Genomic DNA, 16,463 nt, shown 5'->3' on the forward strand with positions numbered 1-16,463 from the left:
TCTCTACCTGTTCAGACGGCGGCAATAATTGGGTCATGTTTGAATCGACACCACAGTGGTGGCAGATCCTCCGGGAGCGGGCGGTATTCACCGATCTCGGACCAGCCTCCAGGGCCATGAAAGTCACTGCCGGCGCTGACCAGCAGACCGAATTCACGGGCAAGAATCGCCAGGCTGCCCACTTGCTCGGCGGGCTGATGGCCATTGACCACTTCGATAGCGTGGCCCCCTGCTTGAATATAGTCGGCAATCAACCGGCGACGTTTGCTGCGAGTGAAATCGTAGTGCCACGGATGCGCCAGGCTGACCCAGGCTTTCGCGGCTCTCAGGGTTTCGACCGTGTCTTCCAGGGTCGGCCAGTGTTGCTTGACGTCCCCCAGCTTGCCGGCGCCCAGCCATTTGCGGAACGCTTCGGCGCGATCCTTGACGAAACCTTCACGCACCATCCAGTCGGCGAAGTGCGGACGGGCCGGCGCGTTGCCGCTATCGCCCAGTTCCTGCTGAATGGCCCGGGCACCGTCGAGCGCTCCCGGCATGCCTTTCAACGCCAGCTTGCGGCTTATTTCTTCGGACCGGAGCCAGCGGCCGTCGTGCAATTTTGCGATTGCCTCGACCAACGGTGCGGCATTTACATCAAATCCGTAGCCCAGTACATGAATGGTCGCGCCCCCCCAGGTGCAGGACAATTCGACGCCATTGACCAGTTGCATCCCCAGCGCAGTCGCAGCGTGGCGGGCCTCGTCGAGGCCCTCAAGGGTGTCGTGATCGGTCAAGGCCAGGACTCGCACGCCTTTTTCGAACGCACGCGCAACGAGAACTGCAGGCGCGAGAGCGCCATCGGAGGCCGTGCTATGGCAGTGCAAATCAACATTCACGGGGATGTGTTACCTCAAATCAGCTGGCGCTATCGCGCGCCCGTATGTTTGTTATTATGCCGCCACATCCTGCTTCTGGCTGCCACTGTGAAACAATTCATCGATTTCATCCCGCTTCTGCTGTTTTTCATCGTCTTCAAACTTGATCCACGGGTCGTCGACATCGCCGGTCATCAACTGACTGTAGGCGGTATTTACAGCGCCACCGCGATGCTGATCATCAGTTCCCTGGTGGTTTACGGCACGTTGTTCATCAAGCAGCGCAAGCTGGAGAAGAGCCAGTGGCTGACCCTCGTCGCCTGCCTGGTCTTCGGCAGCCTGACCCTGGCGTTCCACAGCGAAACCTTCCTGAAGTGGAAAGCTCCGGTGGTGAACTGGCTGTTCGCCCTGGCTTTCATCGGCAGCCACTTTGTTGGTGACAACCTGCTGATCAAACGCATCATGGGCCACGCGCTGACCCTGCCGGATCAGGTCTGGACCCGCCTGAACATCGCCTGGATCGGGTTTTTCCTGTTCTGCGGTGCCGCCAACCTGTTCGTCGCGTTCACCTTCCAGAACTACTGGGTCGACTTCAAGGTGTTCGGCAGCCTGGGCATGACGCTGCTGTTCCTGGTCGCCCAGGGCATCTACCTGTCCCGCCACCTGCATGACGCCGATACCACAACGCCAAAAACCGAGGACTGACATGCTTTACGCAATTATTGCCACAGACGTCGCCAACTCACTGGAAGCCCGCCTGGCCGCACGCCCTGCACACCTTGAGCGCCTGCAAGTGCTTAAAGGCGAAGGTCGCATCGTTCTGGCCGGTCCACACCCGGCGGTCGACAGCAATGATCCAGGTGCTGCGGGTTTCACCGGCAGCCTGATCGTCGCCGAATTCGATTCTTTGAGCGCCGCCCAAGCCTGGGCCGACGCTGATCCGTATATCGCCGCAGGCGTCTACGCCAACGTTTCGGTCAAGCCGTTCAAGCAAGTCCTGCCGTAATATCCCCTGGCGCGGTGAACCTAATCGGTTCATCGCGCGCTCAACGCTCATTATTCTCGTTTACCGGCCGACAACCTGCCCAATACTCGTATTGGAATCAGGAGTCGCGATGCGCAAAGGTCCGTTGTGTCTGATGTTGGTGACGTTGTCGATCATGGCCCCCGCCCACGGTGAAGAAGGCGCTGCAGGCGCTAGTTCGACGCCGCTGTCCTTGAGCGCCGGCAGCCAGATCACCGATTTGCAGCAACGCTTGAAGGCAAGCGAGCAGCAACGAGAAGAACTGAGCAAACAACTGCAGAATGTCGATGGCGAACGCGAAAGCGTTCAACTGAGCCGGTTGCGCCAGGAGAACCAGCGTCTGAAGCTGCAACTCAAGGAAGCCCAGGCCAGCAGCCCGCTGCCGCGCTTGCTGACTGATCAGCAGCAGTGGTTCGTCATCGGGGCTGGAGTAGCGCTATTGGCGCTGCTCTGCGGTATCTTCGCCAGTGGTGCCACCAGAAAACGTAGGCAATGGCTAAATTGAGTGAGTCATGAGCGAGCTGTTATTAATTGATGACGACCAGGAGCTGTGTGAGCTCCTGAGCAGTTGGCTGAGCCAGGAAGGCTTCCAGGTCCGCGCCTGCCACGACGGTCAGAGTGCCCGTCGCGCACTGGCTGAAACATCGCCGGCAGCCGTGGTACTGGACGTGATGCTGCCGGACGGCAGCGGCCTGGAGTTGCTCAAGCAATTGCGCAACGACCACCCGGACTTGCCGGTGCTGATGCTCTCGGCGCGCGGCGAGCCGCTGGACCGCATCCTCGGCCTGGAACTCGGCGCCGACGATTACCTGGCCAAACCGTGCGACCCACGGGAACTGACAGCCCGCCTGCGCGCCGTATTGCGCCGCAGTCATCCGACGGCGGTGTCCAGCCAGATGGAACTGGGCGACCTGTGTTTCAGCCCGGTGCGTGGCGTCGTCAGCATCGATGAACAGGAATTTACCCTCACCGTTTCCGAAAGCCGTTTGCTCGAAGCCCTGCTCAAGCAACCTGGCGAACCGCTGGACAAACAGGAACTGGCGCAAATCGCCCTCGGCCGCAAGCTGACGCTGTACGACCGCAGCCTGGACATGCACGTCAGCAACCTGCGCAAAAAGATCGGCCCGCACCCCGACGGCCGCCCGCGCATCGTGGCCCTGCGCAGCCGTGGCTATTACTACAGCCTGTAAGTTTTGTCAGGTCAGCGAGAAATCGTCTTTACCCAAGCTTTACGCTCCGCTGACCGCCGCTGACCTTGATCTCCGTAATCTGCACACATCCGGAACGTACCGGGAACGAGACAAGGAGATTCACCATGCGCAAGACTCTTATCGCTCTGATGTTCGCTGCCGCCCTGCCGACCGTTGCCATGGCCATGCCCGAAAGTGCCGGCCCGATGGACGGCTCACGCCATGGCGGTCAGATGCACGGCATGCACGGCAAAGGCCCGTACAGCCAGCTGGACCTGAGCCGCGAACAGCGCGAGCAGATCCGCAAGATCATGGGCGAGCAGATGCATGAGCGTAAGCAAGTGGTCGACAAGTACTTGGAAAAACTTTCGCCAGCCGACCAGAAAGCCATGAAAGATGAAATGGCGGCCAACCACAAGAAAGCTGAAGCCGACGTGCGTGCCTTGCTGAAACCGGATCAACAGAAGCAATTTGACGAGATCCAGAAGAAAAAGGCCGAGCGTCGCGCCGAATGGGCCGAGTTCAAGGCCTGGAAAGCGCAACAACCGCAAAAAGCGCAATAATGTTTTAGCGACACTCTCCAGCCCAACGGTTAATCGCCGCTGGGCTTTCTTCGTTTGAGGATTTTCTGTGCGCTCATTGTTCTGGCGTATCCTGGCCAGTTTCTGGCTGGCTATCGCTCTGGTTGCAGGGCTCTCCATTCTGCTCGGGCACATGCTCAACCAGGACGCGTGGATTCTCAGTCGCCACCCGGGCCTCAACACCCTCGCCGAACAGTGGACGCAAACCTATGAGTCGCAGGGTGAAGACGCGGCCCAGGACATTCTGGAACAGCGCAAACGCCAGTATCACATTGACGTTCAAGTGCTCAACGAGAGCGGCGATCCGGTGGTGCGCGGCACCTTCCCACGTCGCGCGGCGGCCTTCGAAGCGCGGCAGAACAACGACGACCGTCGCCTGCCATGGCGTCGCTTGACCGCTGAGTACACCAGCGAAAAAACCGGCGACACGTACCTGCTGATCTACCGCATTCGACACCCGGAACTGGACTCATGGCACCGCGAAAGCCTGCTGTGGCCGTTGAGTGCGCTGGGTATCGCGCTGGTGGTGCTGACCTTGTTCAGCCTGCTGGTGACGTTGTCCATTACTCGCCCACTCAACCGCTTGCGCGGCGCGGTGCATGACCTTGGACAAACCACCTACCAACAAAACAGCCTGGTAAAACTGGCCAACCGCCGCGATGAGTTCGGCGTGCTGGCCAACGACTTCAACCGCATGGGCGCGCGCCTGCAAAGTTTGATCGGCAGTCAGCGGCAGTTGCTGCGGGATGTGTCCCATGAGCTGCGTTCACCGCTAGCCCGGCTGCGCATTGCGCTGGCACTGGCCGAGCGGGCCAACCCTGAAGAACGGGAAAAGCTCTGGCCGCGCCTTACCCGTGAGTGCGACAGACTGGAAGCGTTGATCAGCGAAATCCTGGTACTGGCACGGGTCGATGCCGACAACGCCAGCGCCGAAGAGGTTGATCTCAACGCACTGCTCAACACACTGCAAAAGGATGCTCAATTGAGTTCGCCCGAACAGAACGTGCGCCTTGAGGCCGAGCCGCAGCTGAATCTCAAAGGCTGGCCGACGATGATCGAGCGCGCCGTGGACAACTTGCTGCGCAATGCTCAGCGGTTCAACCCGCAGGGGCAATCCATTGAAATGCAGGCGGTGCGTCAGGGTGAGCGGATTGTGGTCAGCGTGCGTGACCATGGGCCGGGTGTAGAGGCTGCACATTTGAACCAGTTAGGTAAGCCGTTCTATCGGGCGCCGGGGCAGACGGCGGCTGGGCATGGTTTGGGGTTGGCGATTGCGCGTCGCGCGGCGGAACGGCATGGCGGGAGTCTAGTGCTGGCTAATCATCCGGATGGCGGGTTTATCGCCAGCCTGGAGTTGCCTCTGGTGCCGGGAGTCGCCTCTTAGGTGATCGTTCCCACGCAGAACAGAGCGTGGGAACGATCCTTACTTACCTTCCGGGCCAGACGCTGACAAATTCCGCCAGATCAACCTTCTCTGCCACCCGCGGTTCCTTCTGCGGCGTACCCAGATAAAGAAACGCAATCACCTCTTCCCCTTCCGCAAGCCCCAACCCTTTGGCCACATGCGCCGAATATGCCAGCTCTCCCGTGCGCCACACCGCGCCAATCCCTTGTGCATAAGCCGCCAGCAAAATCCCGTGAGCCGCGCAACCCGCCGCCAGCAGTTGTTCGGACTTCGGATATTTGACGTGCTCCTGCAACCGCGCGATCACCACAACCACCAGCGGCGCACGCAGCGGGCCGTTACGCGCCTTGTCCAGCGCGGCCTCGGACACCTCGCTGTCTTGAAGCTTCGCCGCTTCGGCCAGCAACGCGCCCATTTGCTCACGCGCCGCGCCTTCGACGGTCAGGAAGCGCCAAGGCTGCAAGTGACCATGGTCTGGCGCTCGCATCGCGGCGGCAAACAGCACTTCGCGCTGTTCTGCGGTCGGTGCTGGTTCCAGCAGTCGTGGAACGGAAACACGGTTGAGCAAAGCGTCGAGAGCCTGCATCGGCCACCTCCTGAAAAAATTGTCCGGCTATTCTAGCGGTAAGTGCCCGACGGTGCCGGTTTACATGCCCTGCCCCACAGGTAGAATGGCGCCCTTCCCTATTTCAGCCCGAGCGGACTTCATGGCGTTGCCGACCTTACGGATTATTGGTTTCATCATCGGCATCTTCCTGATCACGCTGGCCATCGCCATGGTCGTGCCCATGGCCACGCTGGTGATTTTCGACCGCACCAGCGACCTGCCGTCGTTCCTCTGGGCGAGCATGATTACCTTTGTCGCCGGCCTCGCGCTGGTCATCCCCGGTCGCCCCGAACACATACACCTGCGTCCGCGAGACATGTACCTGCTGACCGTCAGCAGTTGGGTGGCGGTGTGCATCTTCGCTGCGCTGCCGTTCCTGTTGACCCAGCGCATCAGCTACACCGACTCGTTCTTCGAAAGCATGTCCGGCATCACCGCCACCGGGGCAACGGTGCTCACGGGCCTGGACACCATGTCCCCCGGCATCCTGATGTGGCGCTCGTTGCTGCACTGGATCGGCGGCATCGGCTTTATCGGCATGGCGGTAGCGATTCTGCCACTGCTGCGCATCGGTGGCATGCGGCTGTTTCAGACCGAATCGTCGGACCGTTCCGAAAAAGTCATGCCCCGTTCGCACATGGTGGCGCGCTTGATCGTTGCGGCCTACGTCGGCATCACCATTTTCGGCAGCCTGGCGCTCTGGTGGGCCGGGATGAGCCCGTTCGATGCGATCAACCATGCGATGTCGGCGATTTCCACCGGCGGTTTCTCAACGTCCGACCAGTCTCTGGCCAAGTGGACGCAGCCGGCGGTGCATTGGGTGGCGATCGTCATCATGATCCTCGGCAGTCTGCCGTTCACCCTGTATGTAGCGACCTTGCGCGGTAACCGCAGGGCCCTCATCAAGGATCAGCAGGTTCAGGGTTTGCTTGGCATGTTGCTGGTGACCTGGCTGGTGCTCGGCACCTGGTACTGGTGGACCACCCAGCTGCATTGGCTGGAAGCCCTGCGGCACGTGGCGCTGAACGTGACATCAGTGGTGACTACCACAGGATTTGCGCTGGGAGACTACAGCCTCTGGGGCAATTTCTCGCTGATGCTGTTCTTCTATCTGGGTTTTGTCGGCGGCTGTTCGGGCTCGACCGCTGGCGGGATCAAGATTTTCCGCTTCCAGGTCGCCTACATTCTGCTCAAGGCCAACCTTAACCAATTGATTCACCCTCGCGCGGTGATCAAACAGAAGTACAACGGACACCGGCTCGACGAAGAGATTGTGCGTTCGATTCTGACGTTTTCATTCTTCTTCGCCATCACCATCTGTGTGATCGCGCTGCTGTTGTCGCTGCTCGGTGTGGACTGGATGACCGCCCTTACCGGCGCGGCAAGCACGGTGTCCGGCGTCGGTCCCGGACTGGGCGAGACGATTGGCCCGGCGGGCAACTTTGCCACCCTGCCGGACGCCGCCAAGTGGATTCTGTCGGTCGGCATGCTGCTGGGCCGACTCGAGATTATTACGGTGTTTGTTCTGTGTATTCCGGCGTTCTGGCGTCACTGACAGGCGCCGGCGCTTCCATCAGCCGTATCCGGTACTCGCCGGGGGTGGCATCAAACCAGCGGCGGAAAGCACGGAAGAAGTTGCTCGGATCGGCGAACCCCAGCAGGTAGGCAATTTCCAGCAGGGTCATGGTCGGCTGCGCCAGGTATTGCTCGGCCAGTTCACGTCGAGTGTCGTCGAGCAACGTCTGAAAACTCGTGCCTTCTTCCTGCAAGCGTCGCTGCAAGGTGCGTTGCGACAGGTGCAGCGTCTGCGCCACGGTATCGCGCTTGGGTTCGCCTTGGGGCAGCAAACGGCACAGCACCTGTCGCGCCTTGTGGGTCACGCGACTCTCGGAAAACCGCGCCAGGTATTCACCGGCAAACCGGTCATGCAACAGCGCCATCGCCTCGTTGGCAGTAGGCAGCGGAGCCTCCATGTCAGCACGCTCGAAGATCAAGGCGTCATAAGGCGCGTTGAACACCAAAGGTGCATGAAAGGCTTGTTTATAGGGTTCGAGATCGACGGGCTGATCGCCCTGCACCAGCACTTTGCGCGGTTGCAGAGTGCGCCCGGTCAACCAGCCGCACAGCGCCAGGGCACAGGCCAGTGACGCTTCGGCGCTCTGCCGGGTCGGTGGCAGATGGTCGCCGTGAACCGTCAGAATCAGCGCATAACCCTCATCCAATAACCGGAAGCTCAGGTCGGCACTTTCCGCAATAATCCGCTGATAGCGCACCAGCCGTTGAAAGCCTTCGGCCAGGGTCTGGCTGGACATCAAGGCGTAGCCTGCCACATGAAAGGAAGCCGGTCGCACCACCTTGCCCATGTTCAGGCCAATCGCCGGGTTGCCGGACAGCTCAACCGCGCGTTGCCAAAGTCGTGTCATGGAATCTTGCGGGAAGCGCGCATCCGGATCATCCAGTGCCGCGTAGTCGAGCCCCAGCTGCTTGAACAGAACCCGGCAATCCAGGCCGTCCATCTCCAGTGCTTTGACAATCCCCATCGCCCAGCTTGCAGAAGTCGTTCGTTCGCTCATGTCGTCCACTTACATGATGAGCCGCATGCTACGGCCAATTTCCGAAGGATACTAAAGTGGCGCCTATTGTCACTGGCTGATGCCAATGATCACTCTAGACTCAAATAAGCTACCTGCAGAACAACTTGCAGTCAGAACAATAACCACAGAGATCGCAGTCGTGGAAAACGTCAAACGTTTCAACAGCTTCGCTGAGTTCTATCCGTATTACCTCAGCGAACACAGCAACAGTACCTGCCGGCGATTGCACTTTATCGGCACGACGCTGGTTATTTTCATTCTGGCCCTCACCATCGGCAAAGGCGCCTGGCTGCTGCTGTTGGCGCTACCGCTGGCAGGCTACAGCTTCGCCTGGGCGGGGCATTTCTTCTTCGAGAAGAATCGTCCTGCGACCTTTCAACATCCGCTTTACAGCCTGCTCGGCGATTTTGTCATGTACCGAGACATGATTCTGGGTCGCGTGCCGTTCTAGGCGCAGCCGCTATTTAGAGAGATAAGCAAAGAGAGATTAGCCGATGAATGCCAACGCCCGTTTCACCCATATGCAGGACGGGACGCAGGAAGACTGGGCGATTATCGCCGCAGACTTCAGTGCCTACGCGCGACAATTGCCGACACGGATTGTGGCGCACCTGAAATTACTGGAGGGTGATTTTGGCGGTTTCCCGGTGGATCGTCTGACCCATTCCCTGCAAACCGCCAGCCGTGCCTGGCGCGATGGCCGCGATGAAGAATATGTGGTCTGCGCGCTGCTTCACGACATTGGCGACACCCTGGGTTCCTACAACCACCCGGACATCGCCGCAGCGATCCTCAAGCCCTTCGTCAGCGCCGAGAACCTGTGGATGGTCGAGCAACACGGGATTTTCCAGGGATACTATTTCTTCCATCATTTGGGCATGGACCGGCATCTGCGCGAGCAATTCAGCGGCCATCCGCAATATCAGGCGACCATTGAGTTCTGTGCCACATATGACGCTGCGGCGTTTGATCCGGCGTATGACACGCTGCCGCTGAGTTTCTTTGAGCCGATGATGAAGCGGTTGTTTGCGCAGCCGAAGAACTCCATTTACAAGGCCGCGATGGAGGAATACGCGCCAGCTGCGATCTCTTGATTTTGCTCTTCACGCCGGTTCGGCGACTTTCACCTCTTTCAACTCGGCCTCTCGCGCCTGGGCATCCGCCAATCGATACAACTCAATCGACCCGTCCCAATGCTCGATCAGCGCTGTGCACGACTCCACCCAATCCCCGCAATTAAAGTAATCCACCCCGCCGACCTTGCGAATCTCGGCATGGTGAATGTGCCCGCACACCACGCCGTGCAACTCGCGCTTGACGCATTCGTGAGCAATAGCTTCTTCGAAATCACTGATGAAGCTGACCGCGGTTTTGACCTTGTGCTTGAGGTAGGCAGACAACGACCAGTAACCGTAACCATAACGGGCGCGCCAATGGTTGAGCCAGCGGTTGAGGGTCAGGGTGAATTCGTAGGCCGAGTCGCCGAGAAAGGCCAGCCAGCGGTGATACCGCGTGATCACATCGAATTGGTCGCCGTGGATCACCAGCAGATGGCGGCCATCAGCGGTCACGTGCACGGCTTCATCCACCAATTGGATATTGCCCAGAATCAGCTTCGAATAGCGGCGCAGGAATTCGTCGTGGTTGCCCGTGACGTAGATCACCTCGGTGCCGCGCTTGCTCATGGTCAGCAAGCGGCGGATCACATTCGTGTGCGCCTGCGGCCAGTACATGCCGCCGCGCAGCTTCCAACCATCGATGATGTCGCCGACCAGGTAAATCTTGTCCGCGTGGTAGCCCTTGAGAAACTGCGAAAGGTGTTCGGCCTGGCAATCCCGGGTGCCCAGATGCACGTCGGAAATCCACAAGGTCCGCACACGTTGCTTACGACTGGGTTTGGCGAGCTCGGCGCTGGTCATGGGCAACCCTCTGCAAAAGTTTTTGCAACTTTGCGCCGGTCGGGTTAATTGCCCATGACAGTGGCGAGTCAGTCCTGTGACAGCACCCCACGATTGCCCTCGGCGTAGACTGGCAGCCAAGCCCTCGAGACCTGCGATGAGACCGATCCTCAGCCGTCGTTTGCTCGACAACGCCGGTCGGGTGTTGCGGGAGTTCGGTGTCTCACCCGGCAAATTGCGGCGCGAGGTTGGCGGCAAAAGGCAATAGTTTACCGACAGACACAACAGGCGTTATCACGGTTCAATGCAGGAGCTGCCGAAGGCTGCTCCTACATCTCTGTTCGCTTGTTATTAAGGATTGCGATGACTCCCCGCACCGCCCTTGGCGCCCTGCATATCGGCGCACTGATGTTCGGCTTGACCGGTGTGTTCGGCAAACTGGCTGCTGCGTCCCCCGCCATTATCGTTTTTGGTCGTGCCGCGTTCGCTGTGCTGGCGTTAGCCTTTTTTGCGCTGTTCGCCAGCAATACTCGCTGGCAGAAACTCGAGGCTATGGACTTGCGCCGACTGTTGCTCAGCGGTTTACTGCTGGCCGGACACTGGGTGAGTTTTTTCATTGCGGTGAAGGTCGCAGGCGTGGCAATCGCGACCTTGGGTTTCGCCAGCTTCCCGGCGTTTACCGTGATCCTTGAAGGGTTGATCTTCCGCGAGCGAATTCGCGCCAACGAAATCCTGCTGGTAGTGCTGGTCAGTGTCGGGCTGGTGCTGGTCACCCCTGATTTCGACCTGGCGAGCGGCGCCACCATTGGCCTGCTGTGGGCGGTGGGCTCAGGTTTGCTGTTCTCTCTGCTATCGCTGACCAACCGCGCCAGCTCCGGGCGAATCCCGGCGGTGCAGGCTGCGCTGTGTCAGAACGTGGTGGTCGCGTTGTGCCTGCTGCCGGTGGCGGCACCGCAGTTGAGCGAAGTGAGCACCATCGATTGGCTGTGGATCGGTCTGCTCGGGGTGTTCTGCACCGGCGTCGCTCACAGTCTGTTTGTCGCCAGCCTGGCAGTGATCAAGGCGCGGACCGCGGCAATGGTTTTCGCCCTAGAGCCGGTTTACGGCATCACCGTGGCCTGGCTGCTGTTTGATGAAAACCCGACACTGCGCATGCTGATCGGTGGCGCGTTGATTCTCGTGGCGATCGTGGTCTCCAGCCGACTCTCGGGCGGCTCAAGCAAGAAGACCGTTGCGGCAGAAGCTGCCTCTCACTGAGTGCGATCGTTGTGCCCCAGATCGCGGTCCGGATCAATTTGATCGCGGACCCGCTGCTTCAGCACTTTGGCCTCCGGGAAACCGCCATCAGCCTTGCGCTCCCAGATCTGCACATCGTCACAGAAAATGTGAAACACCCCACCGGTGCCTGGCACCAGCGACACTTTGCCGAGGTCGTCACCAAAGGTGCTGAGCAGTTCCTGGGCCAGCCATGCAGCACGCAACAGCCACTGGCATTGCGTGCAATAAGTGATGATGATTTCCGGTTTGCGTGCAGTCATGATCGGCGAAACTCCTGAGCCAGAGGTCGCCGCTATGATAGCCCGGCGAGCAGGTTCCGCGCTGTTTGCTTAAGCGGCTCGTCACCTTCCTTGAGCAACTCGTTGAGCAGTTCGATGGCACTGTCCAGATCGCCGTCATCGATGCAGCTCTGGGCTTGTTCCAGTTTGATGGCGCTGCTCGGCTCGGCCCGTTCCAGGTTCAACGGTTCCAACTCCAGCGACTGGCCGGGATCGCTGAACTCGTTGAGAAAGGTGTCATCCAGAGACTGCGAGTCAGGCTCGGCGACCCATTCAAGTTCGGGCTCGTCCGGCGCGGGTTCGCTCGATGGCTTCGCGGCAGACAGCGAGTGTTCAAAAGGACTGATCAGGTCCCAACTCGAATCCATCGACAGGTCATCCAGGTTCAACTGGAACTCATCGTTCGGCGCTGCTTGAGGTATTAAAGGCTGGAGGGGAGTGATTGTCGTTGCGACGCCCAACGGTACCGCTCTGCTCAGTTTCGGGTGTTGGGCGCGAATATTCTGAAGTTTTTGCAGGTCGTATCCGGCGTCACGCAGGTTGTTTTCCTGTGCTTCGTAAGCCGGTACGTCACCCTGTTTACCCAATACTTCCAACAGCTGAACGGCCAGATCCGTGCGTTGTGGCTCATTGATCAGCGCCTCCCGCAACAAACCGGCCGCTTCGGAAAAACGGCCATAGGCCAGATAGATACCTACCCCTTCGAGCACATCGCCTGCGGGCGTCTCTTCACCCGATTCGGTTGCTGGTTGCACGACCGGTTCTGCAGCGCGATTGAGCACCGCCACATGCTGTGATGGCAAAACAGGTAAAGCGTCGGGCAATGCCTGAACCTGTTGTCGTTGACGCCTAACGAACAGCCCCAACAAAACAAAAGCCACCAGCGCCAGCAACCCGAAAATCAGCAGCCAATGAGTGGCCTCAGGCTCTTCAACAATGGCCGGCGCTGGAGCCGCAAAAACGGGTGCAACCGGCTCCACCGACGCTTGTTTGATCCCCGCCAATGGGGTTTGCAGTTCAGTCACCTGTTTTTTCTGGCCGGCGACTTGCTCCTCCTGGGTTTGAAGCTTCGCATTTAACGTATCGATGGTTGCTTGCAGCTGCTGGTTTTGCAGCACGCTGGCCGCCAGTTGTTCGGCAATCGGATCACTCTCCGGCGTGGCAGCAGGTTGATCGACGCGAGAGACTGGCGGCATTTGGCCCTTCGCCGCAGGTGGCTGCGCAACGGCCGGTTCAACCGTCGGGAATCCAGAGGACTGAACGTCGGTGACCGGTTCGTCAGTGACGGGAACAATCCCCGGTGAACCCGGCGGATCGATCAGCACCGTGTACTCGCGCAGCACCCGCCCGTTGGGCTGATTGAGTTGCACGAGGAAATTCAAGAAGGGTTCATTGACTGGCTTGTTGGAGCTCACCCGGATCAGGCCGCGGTTACCGCGCAAGATCGGTGTGAATTTCAGATTGTTGAGGAAGAACACCCGATCGACGCCGGCGCGGCTGAACTCTTCAGGTGTCGCCAGACTGACGGAGAGCTCGCCCTCCTCCAGACCCGCGGCATCCACCAGGGCGATGTCGGCGCGCAATGGCTGATTCAGTGCAGAATGCAGAGTGATATCACCCAAGCCCAACGCGGGCGCCAATGCCGAGTAAGTGACAGCACCACCGACCAGTAGCAGCCTGGCGCAACACCGCAAAACCACGTGCCAACTCTCGAGCATGAGCATCCCTTAGATAACCATAACCATCTTGTACGCGTTCGCACATCCGGTACGAACACGAGATTGCCAAGTAGTTCTTTATAGTCTGCCCAACGGGGTATCTCAAAAGTCTGGCGCGCGGTTATGCCTCAAGATTTTTCCAGGTTGGTCAGAATATGCCCGTGGACACGCATGCAGATCTTCAAATCCGCCTCATCGACGCCTTCGAACAATTCGTGGCGCAGTTGAGTGGCAATGGTTTCAATTTGTTCGATCAAGGGACGCGCCGGAGCACAGAGGACGATTTTCTTGGCACGGCGGTCTTCCAGCACCGATTGACGTTGCACCAGTCCCTGGCTTTCGAGGCTGTCGAGCAGTCGGGCCAACGTCGGCCCTTCAACGCCGACGCTTTGCGCCAGTTCACGTTGGGTCGGGGCATCCTCGAAACGCGCCAGGTGCAGCAGCACCAGCCAGCGCGCCTGGGACAGACCCAGGCCAGCCAGACGGCGGTCCAGTTCGGCACGCCAGCCGCGCGACATCTGGGCCAGTTGCATGCCAAAGCGGTGTTGGTCGGTAAACGGCATAAAACACTCATGATTAGACTGAAATAGAGAAAACTAATTATTAGTCAGCTAAGCATGGCCGTTGGCTTGAGGCAAGGTTTGCTCTTTAGTGAATCGTTACATCACCGTAACAGGTCACTTAAACTTCAAATTCCGATTGCAGCGCCGCCCGCACACAGTACAACACCCCTTCCGGCACGCGACCGGCGAACAATGCGGCAATCTCTGACACGGGCGGCAATTCGCCCTCGCCGTCGAGGAACGCGTCCTGGACTTCGCCCATCAACTCTTCAGGCAGATCCAGCGCTTGCTCCAGCGACAACTGTTGCTTGCCAATCGCTTCGGCGAGCAGGGTGTAGACGTTCTTTTCCGAGCATTGCAGCTGGCCGGCGATTTGCAACGGTGTCATGCCCGCACGAGCCAGAGTGATCAGTTCGTGACGCAGGTCGGCCACCACTTTCGGCGCTTCGACCTGGCCGCCGAGGACTTCAAGGAAGGCCTCGCCGTAACGTTCCAGTTTCCGCGCGCCAACACCACTGACCGTGGCCATTTCCGACAGCGAGGTCGGCTGGCTTCGGAGCATTTCCAGCAGCGTCGAATCGGGGAAAATGACGTACGGCGGTACGCCATGCTCTTCGGCGAGCTTGCGGCGCAGGGCGCGCAAGGCTTCCCACTGTTCGCGTTCTTCGCCGCGAACCAGTTGACTCGCCTGGCTCTTGCTGCTTTTGGCAGTGGTTTGCGGCTTGAGGTCGCGACGCAGTTCCAGAGTCACTTCGCCCTTGAGCAGCGGCCGGCACGTGTCACTCAAGCGCAGGCCGCCGTAGCCTTCGAGGTCGATGTCGGCCAGACCACGGGCAACCAGCTGTCGGAACAAGGAGCGCCACTCGCTCTCCCCCATCGCCTTGCCGACACCGTAAACCGACAGATGCTGATGGCCGAAGCTGCGGACCTTTTCGTTGTCCTTGCCCAGCAACACGTCCACCAGATGCCCGACGCCGTAGCGCTGGCCGGTGCGGAAGATCGCCGAGAGCGCCTGACGGGCCGGCTCGGTGGCGTCCCAGGTCTGCACGCCATCGATGCAATTGTCGCAGTGGCCGCAGGGCTCGGGCATGTCTTCGTCGAAGTAGGCCAGCAGCGTCTGGCGACGGCAGCGGGTTTCTTCGCAGAGCGAGAGCATGGCGTCGAGTTTGTGCTGTTCCAGTCGCTTGTGGCGCTCGTCGCCCTCGGAGTTCTGCAACATCTGCTTGAGCATCACCACGTCTTGCAGGCCGTAAGCCATCCAGGCGTCCGCCGGCAAACCATCACGGCCACCGCGACCGGTTTCCTGGTAATAAGCTTCCAGGGATTTCGGCAAATCGAGGTGAGCGACAAAGCGCACGTTGGGCTTGTCGATGCCCATGCCGAACGCCACGGTGGCGACCATGATCAGGCCTTCCTCGTTGAGGAAGCGCTTCTGGTGGTGAGCCCGGGTATCGTTGGGCAGACCGGCGTGGTACGGCAGCGCCGGGAAGCCTTGTTCGCTGAGGAACACCGCGACTTCATCGACTTTCTTGCGCGACAGACAATAGACGATACCGGCATCACTGCGCCGCTCGGCGAGGAACGCCAGCAATTGCTTGCGTGGCTGCTCTTTGGGCACGATGCGATAGAAGATGTTGGGGCGGTCGAAACTCGACAGGAAACGCTCCGCATCCTGAAGATGAAGGCGGTCGACGATTTCTTCCCGGGTGCGCTTGTCGGCGGTCGCGGTCAGGGCGATACGCGGAACGTTGGGGAACAATTCCGCCAACTGGCCCAGTTGCAGGTATTCGCGGCGGAAGTCGTGACCCCATTGGGACACGCAGTGGGCTTCGTCGATGGCGAACAGGGAGATTTCAAGGCTTTGCAGGAAAGCCAGCATCCGTGGCTGAACCAGACGCTCGGGCGCGAGATAAAGCATTTTCACTTCACCGCGCTTGATCCGCACGGCCAGATCACGTTGCTGCTCGGCGCTCAGCGTGGAGTTCAATGCAGCGGCGGCGACGCCCAGTTCCTCGAGGGTCGCGACCTGGTCGTCCATCAGGGCGATCAGCGGCGACACCACCACCGCCAGGCCTTCGCGCAACAGCGCCGGCACCTGAAAGCACAAGGACTTGCCGCCACCCGTAGGCATCAACACCAGGGCGTCGCCGCCACTGGCCACGCGCTCAATGATTGCACCCTGACGGCCACGGAAACTGTCGTAGCCGAAGATGTCCTTGAGGACGCGTTGAGCCTGTTCGAGCATAGAAACTCCAAAAATCACAAAAACATCCCTGCAAGGCTGGTTCAGAACCACGCAGGCTGCACTGACAAATCGTAAGTGCGCATTGCATGACGCTTCACATTTCAGCCGCGACGCCGGCAGGGCATCACAAAACGCGCGAGTATACCCGACCCCTGTCCGGCAAAGGGCGCCGCTGATAAGAGGCCTGTGCGCGCAAATATGCCGCGCGGCTGGCCTGAGTGCTCAAGA

At 59.7% G+C, this 16,463-nt stretch carries 18 protein-coding genes; 10 read left to right on the top strand and 8 right to left on the bottom strand.

From position 1 onward, the window contains the following. Positions 1 to 11: 11 nt before the first annotated feature. Positions 12 to 875 carry a PHP domain-containing protein gene (locus ACYZTU_RS21200; protein WP_461965262.1) on the bottom strand — a complete coding sequence of 288 codons (864 nt, stop codon included), beginning with the start codon at positions 873 to 875 and terminating at the stop codon, positions 12 to 14. An 87-nt stretch (positions 876 to 962) separates the two neighbouring features. Between ACYZTU_RS21200 and ACYZTU_RS21205 the strand changes: the two genes are divergently transcribed. From ACYZTU_RS21205 to ACYZTU_RS21230, 6 genes are all read left to right on the top strand, one after another. After that, entirely contained in the window at positions 963 to 1,559 is a 597-nt protein-coding gene (locus ACYZTU_RS21205) for a septation protein A (RefSeq protein WP_461965264.1), read from the top strand. 1 nt (position 1,560) lies between these two features. Beyond that, complete coding sequence (locus ACYZTU_RS21210) at positions 1,561 to 1,860, top strand: YciI family protein (RefSeq protein WP_008156126.1); 300 nt, start codon at positions 1,561 to 1,563, stop codon at positions 1,858 to 1,860. 109 nt (positions 1,861 to 1,969) lie between these two features. Then, positions 1,970 to 2,383 carry a translation initiation factor 2 gene (locus ACYZTU_RS21215; RefSeq protein WP_461965266.1) on the top strand — a complete coding sequence of 138 codons (414 nt, stop codon included), beginning with the start codon at positions 1,970 to 1,972 and terminating at the stop codon, positions 2,381 to 2,383. A gap of 7 nt (positions 2,384 to 2,390) precedes the next feature. Then, on the top strand, positions 2,391 to 3,068 hold the full coding sequence (locus ACYZTU_RS21220; protein WP_282380720.1) for a response regulator transcription factor: 678 nt from the start codon (positions 2,391 to 2,393) through the stop codon (positions 3,066 to 3,068). A gap of 125 nt (positions 3,069 to 3,193) precedes the next feature. Beyond that, positions 3,194 to 3,631 carry a Spy/CpxP family protein refolding chaperone gene (locus ACYZTU_RS21225; RefSeq protein ID WP_461965268.1) on the top strand — a complete coding sequence of 146 codons (438 nt, stop codon included), beginning with the start codon at positions 3,194 to 3,196 and terminating at the stop codon, positions 3,629 to 3,631. Positions 3,632 to 3,698: 67 nt separating this feature from the next. Next, on the top strand, positions 3,699 to 5,033 hold the full coding sequence (locus ACYZTU_RS21230) for a sensor histidine kinase (protein WP_461965270.1): 1,335 nt from the start codon (positions 3,699 to 3,701) through the stop codon (positions 5,031 to 5,033). A 43-nt stretch (positions 5,034 to 5,076) separates the two neighbouring features. Here ACYZTU_RS21230 and ACYZTU_RS21235 read toward each other — a convergent pair whose 3' ends face one another. After that, positions 5,077 to 5,640, bottom strand: a complete 564-nt coding sequence (locus ACYZTU_RS21235) for an NAD(P)H nitroreductase (RefSeq protein ID WP_461965272.1) — start codon at positions 5,638 to 5,640, stop codon at positions 5,077 to 5,079. A gap of 121 nt (positions 5,641 to 5,761) precedes the next feature. Between ACYZTU_RS21235 and ACYZTU_RS21240 the strand changes: the two genes are divergently transcribed. Further along, positions 5,762 to 7,216: a TrkH family potassium uptake protein gene (locus tag ACYZTU_RS21240; protein WP_461965274.1), complete on the top strand. Its 1,455-nt coding sequence runs from the start codon at positions 5,762 to 5,764 to the stop codon at positions 7,214 to 7,216. Here the strand turns inward: ACYZTU_RS21240 and ACYZTU_RS21245 are convergent. Next, positions 7,173 to 8,234, bottom strand: coding sequence for an AraC family transcriptional regulator (locus ACYZTU_RS21245; protein ID WP_461965276.1), 1,062 nt, complete (start codon positions 8,232 to 8,234; stop codon positions 7,173 to 7,175). The two genes, ACYZTU_RS21240 and ACYZTU_RS21245, sit on opposite strands and share 44 nt — an antisense overlap. A 160-nt stretch (positions 8,235 to 8,394) precedes the next feature. On the opposite strand from ACYZTU_RS21245, the gene ACYZTU_RS21250 reads away from it, so the two are divergent. Together ACYZTU_RS21250 and ACYZTU_RS21255 are read left to right on the top strand one after the other, a co-directional pair. Further along, positions 8,395 to 8,706, top strand: a complete 312-nt coding sequence (locus ACYZTU_RS21250) for an Mpo1-like protein (protein WP_461965278.1) — start codon at positions 8,395 to 8,397, stop codon at positions 8,704 to 8,706. A gap of 43 nt (positions 8,707 to 8,749) precedes the next feature. After that, the gene (locus ACYZTU_RS21255) at positions 8,750 to 9,349 is read left to right on the top strand and encodes an HD domain-containing protein (protein WP_461965280.1); all 600 of its coding nucleotides are present in this window, start codon (positions 8,750 to 8,752) and stop codon (positions 9,347 to 9,349) included. Positions 9,350 to 9,358: 9 nt separating this feature from the next. On the opposite strand, the gene ACYZTU_RS21260 is transcribed toward ACYZTU_RS21255, so the two are convergent. Then, the gene (locus tag ACYZTU_RS21260) at positions 9,359 to 10,174 is read right to left on the bottom strand and encodes a UDP-2,3-diacylglucosamine diphosphatase (protein ID WP_461965282.1); all 816 of its coding nucleotides are present in this window, start codon (positions 10,172 to 10,174) and stop codon (positions 9,359 to 9,361) included. Positions 10,175 to 10,516: 342 nt separating this feature from the next. Between ACYZTU_RS21260 and ACYZTU_RS21265 the strand changes: the two genes are divergently transcribed. Further along, positions 10,517 to 11,410, top strand: coding sequence for a DMT family transporter (locus ACYZTU_RS21265; protein ID WP_461965284.1), 894 nt, complete (start codon positions 10,517 to 10,519; stop codon positions 11,408 to 11,410). On the opposite strand, the gene ACYZTU_RS21270 is transcribed toward ACYZTU_RS21265, so the two are convergent. From ACYZTU_RS21270 to recQ, 4 genes are all read right to left on the bottom strand, one after another. Continuing rightward, positions 11,404 to 11,691 (bottom strand): Rdx family protein, encoded by a 288-nt coding sequence (locus ACYZTU_RS21270; protein ID WP_033055915.1) that lies wholly within the window; start codon positions 11,689 to 11,691, stop codon positions 11,404 to 11,406. The genes ACYZTU_RS21265 and ACYZTU_RS21270 overlap by 7 nt on opposite strands. A gap of 32 nt (positions 11,692 to 11,723) precedes the next feature. Beyond that, the gene (locus ACYZTU_RS21275) at positions 11,724 to 13,427 is read right to left on the bottom strand and encodes a FimV/HubP family polar landmark protein (protein WP_461965286.1); all 1,704 of its coding nucleotides are present in this window, start codon (positions 13,425 to 13,427) and stop codon (positions 11,724 to 11,726) included. Between the two features lie 128 nt (positions 13,428 to 13,555). Then, positions 13,556 to 13,990, bottom strand: a complete 435-nt coding sequence (locus ACYZTU_RS21280) for a MarR family transcriptional regulator (protein ID WP_461965288.1) — start codon at positions 13,988 to 13,990, stop codon at positions 13,556 to 13,558. Between the two features lie 118 nt (positions 13,991 to 14,108). After that, positions 14,109 to 16,235 (bottom strand): DNA helicase RecQ, encoded by a 2,127-nt coding sequence (gene recQ / locus ACYZTU_RS21285; RefSeq protein WP_461965290.1) that lies wholly within the window; start codon positions 16,233 to 16,235, stop codon positions 14,109 to 14,111. Positions 16,236 to 16,463 lie beyond the last annotated feature (228 nt).

This window comes from Pseudomonas sp. HLT2-19-2 (assembly GCF_054898005.1).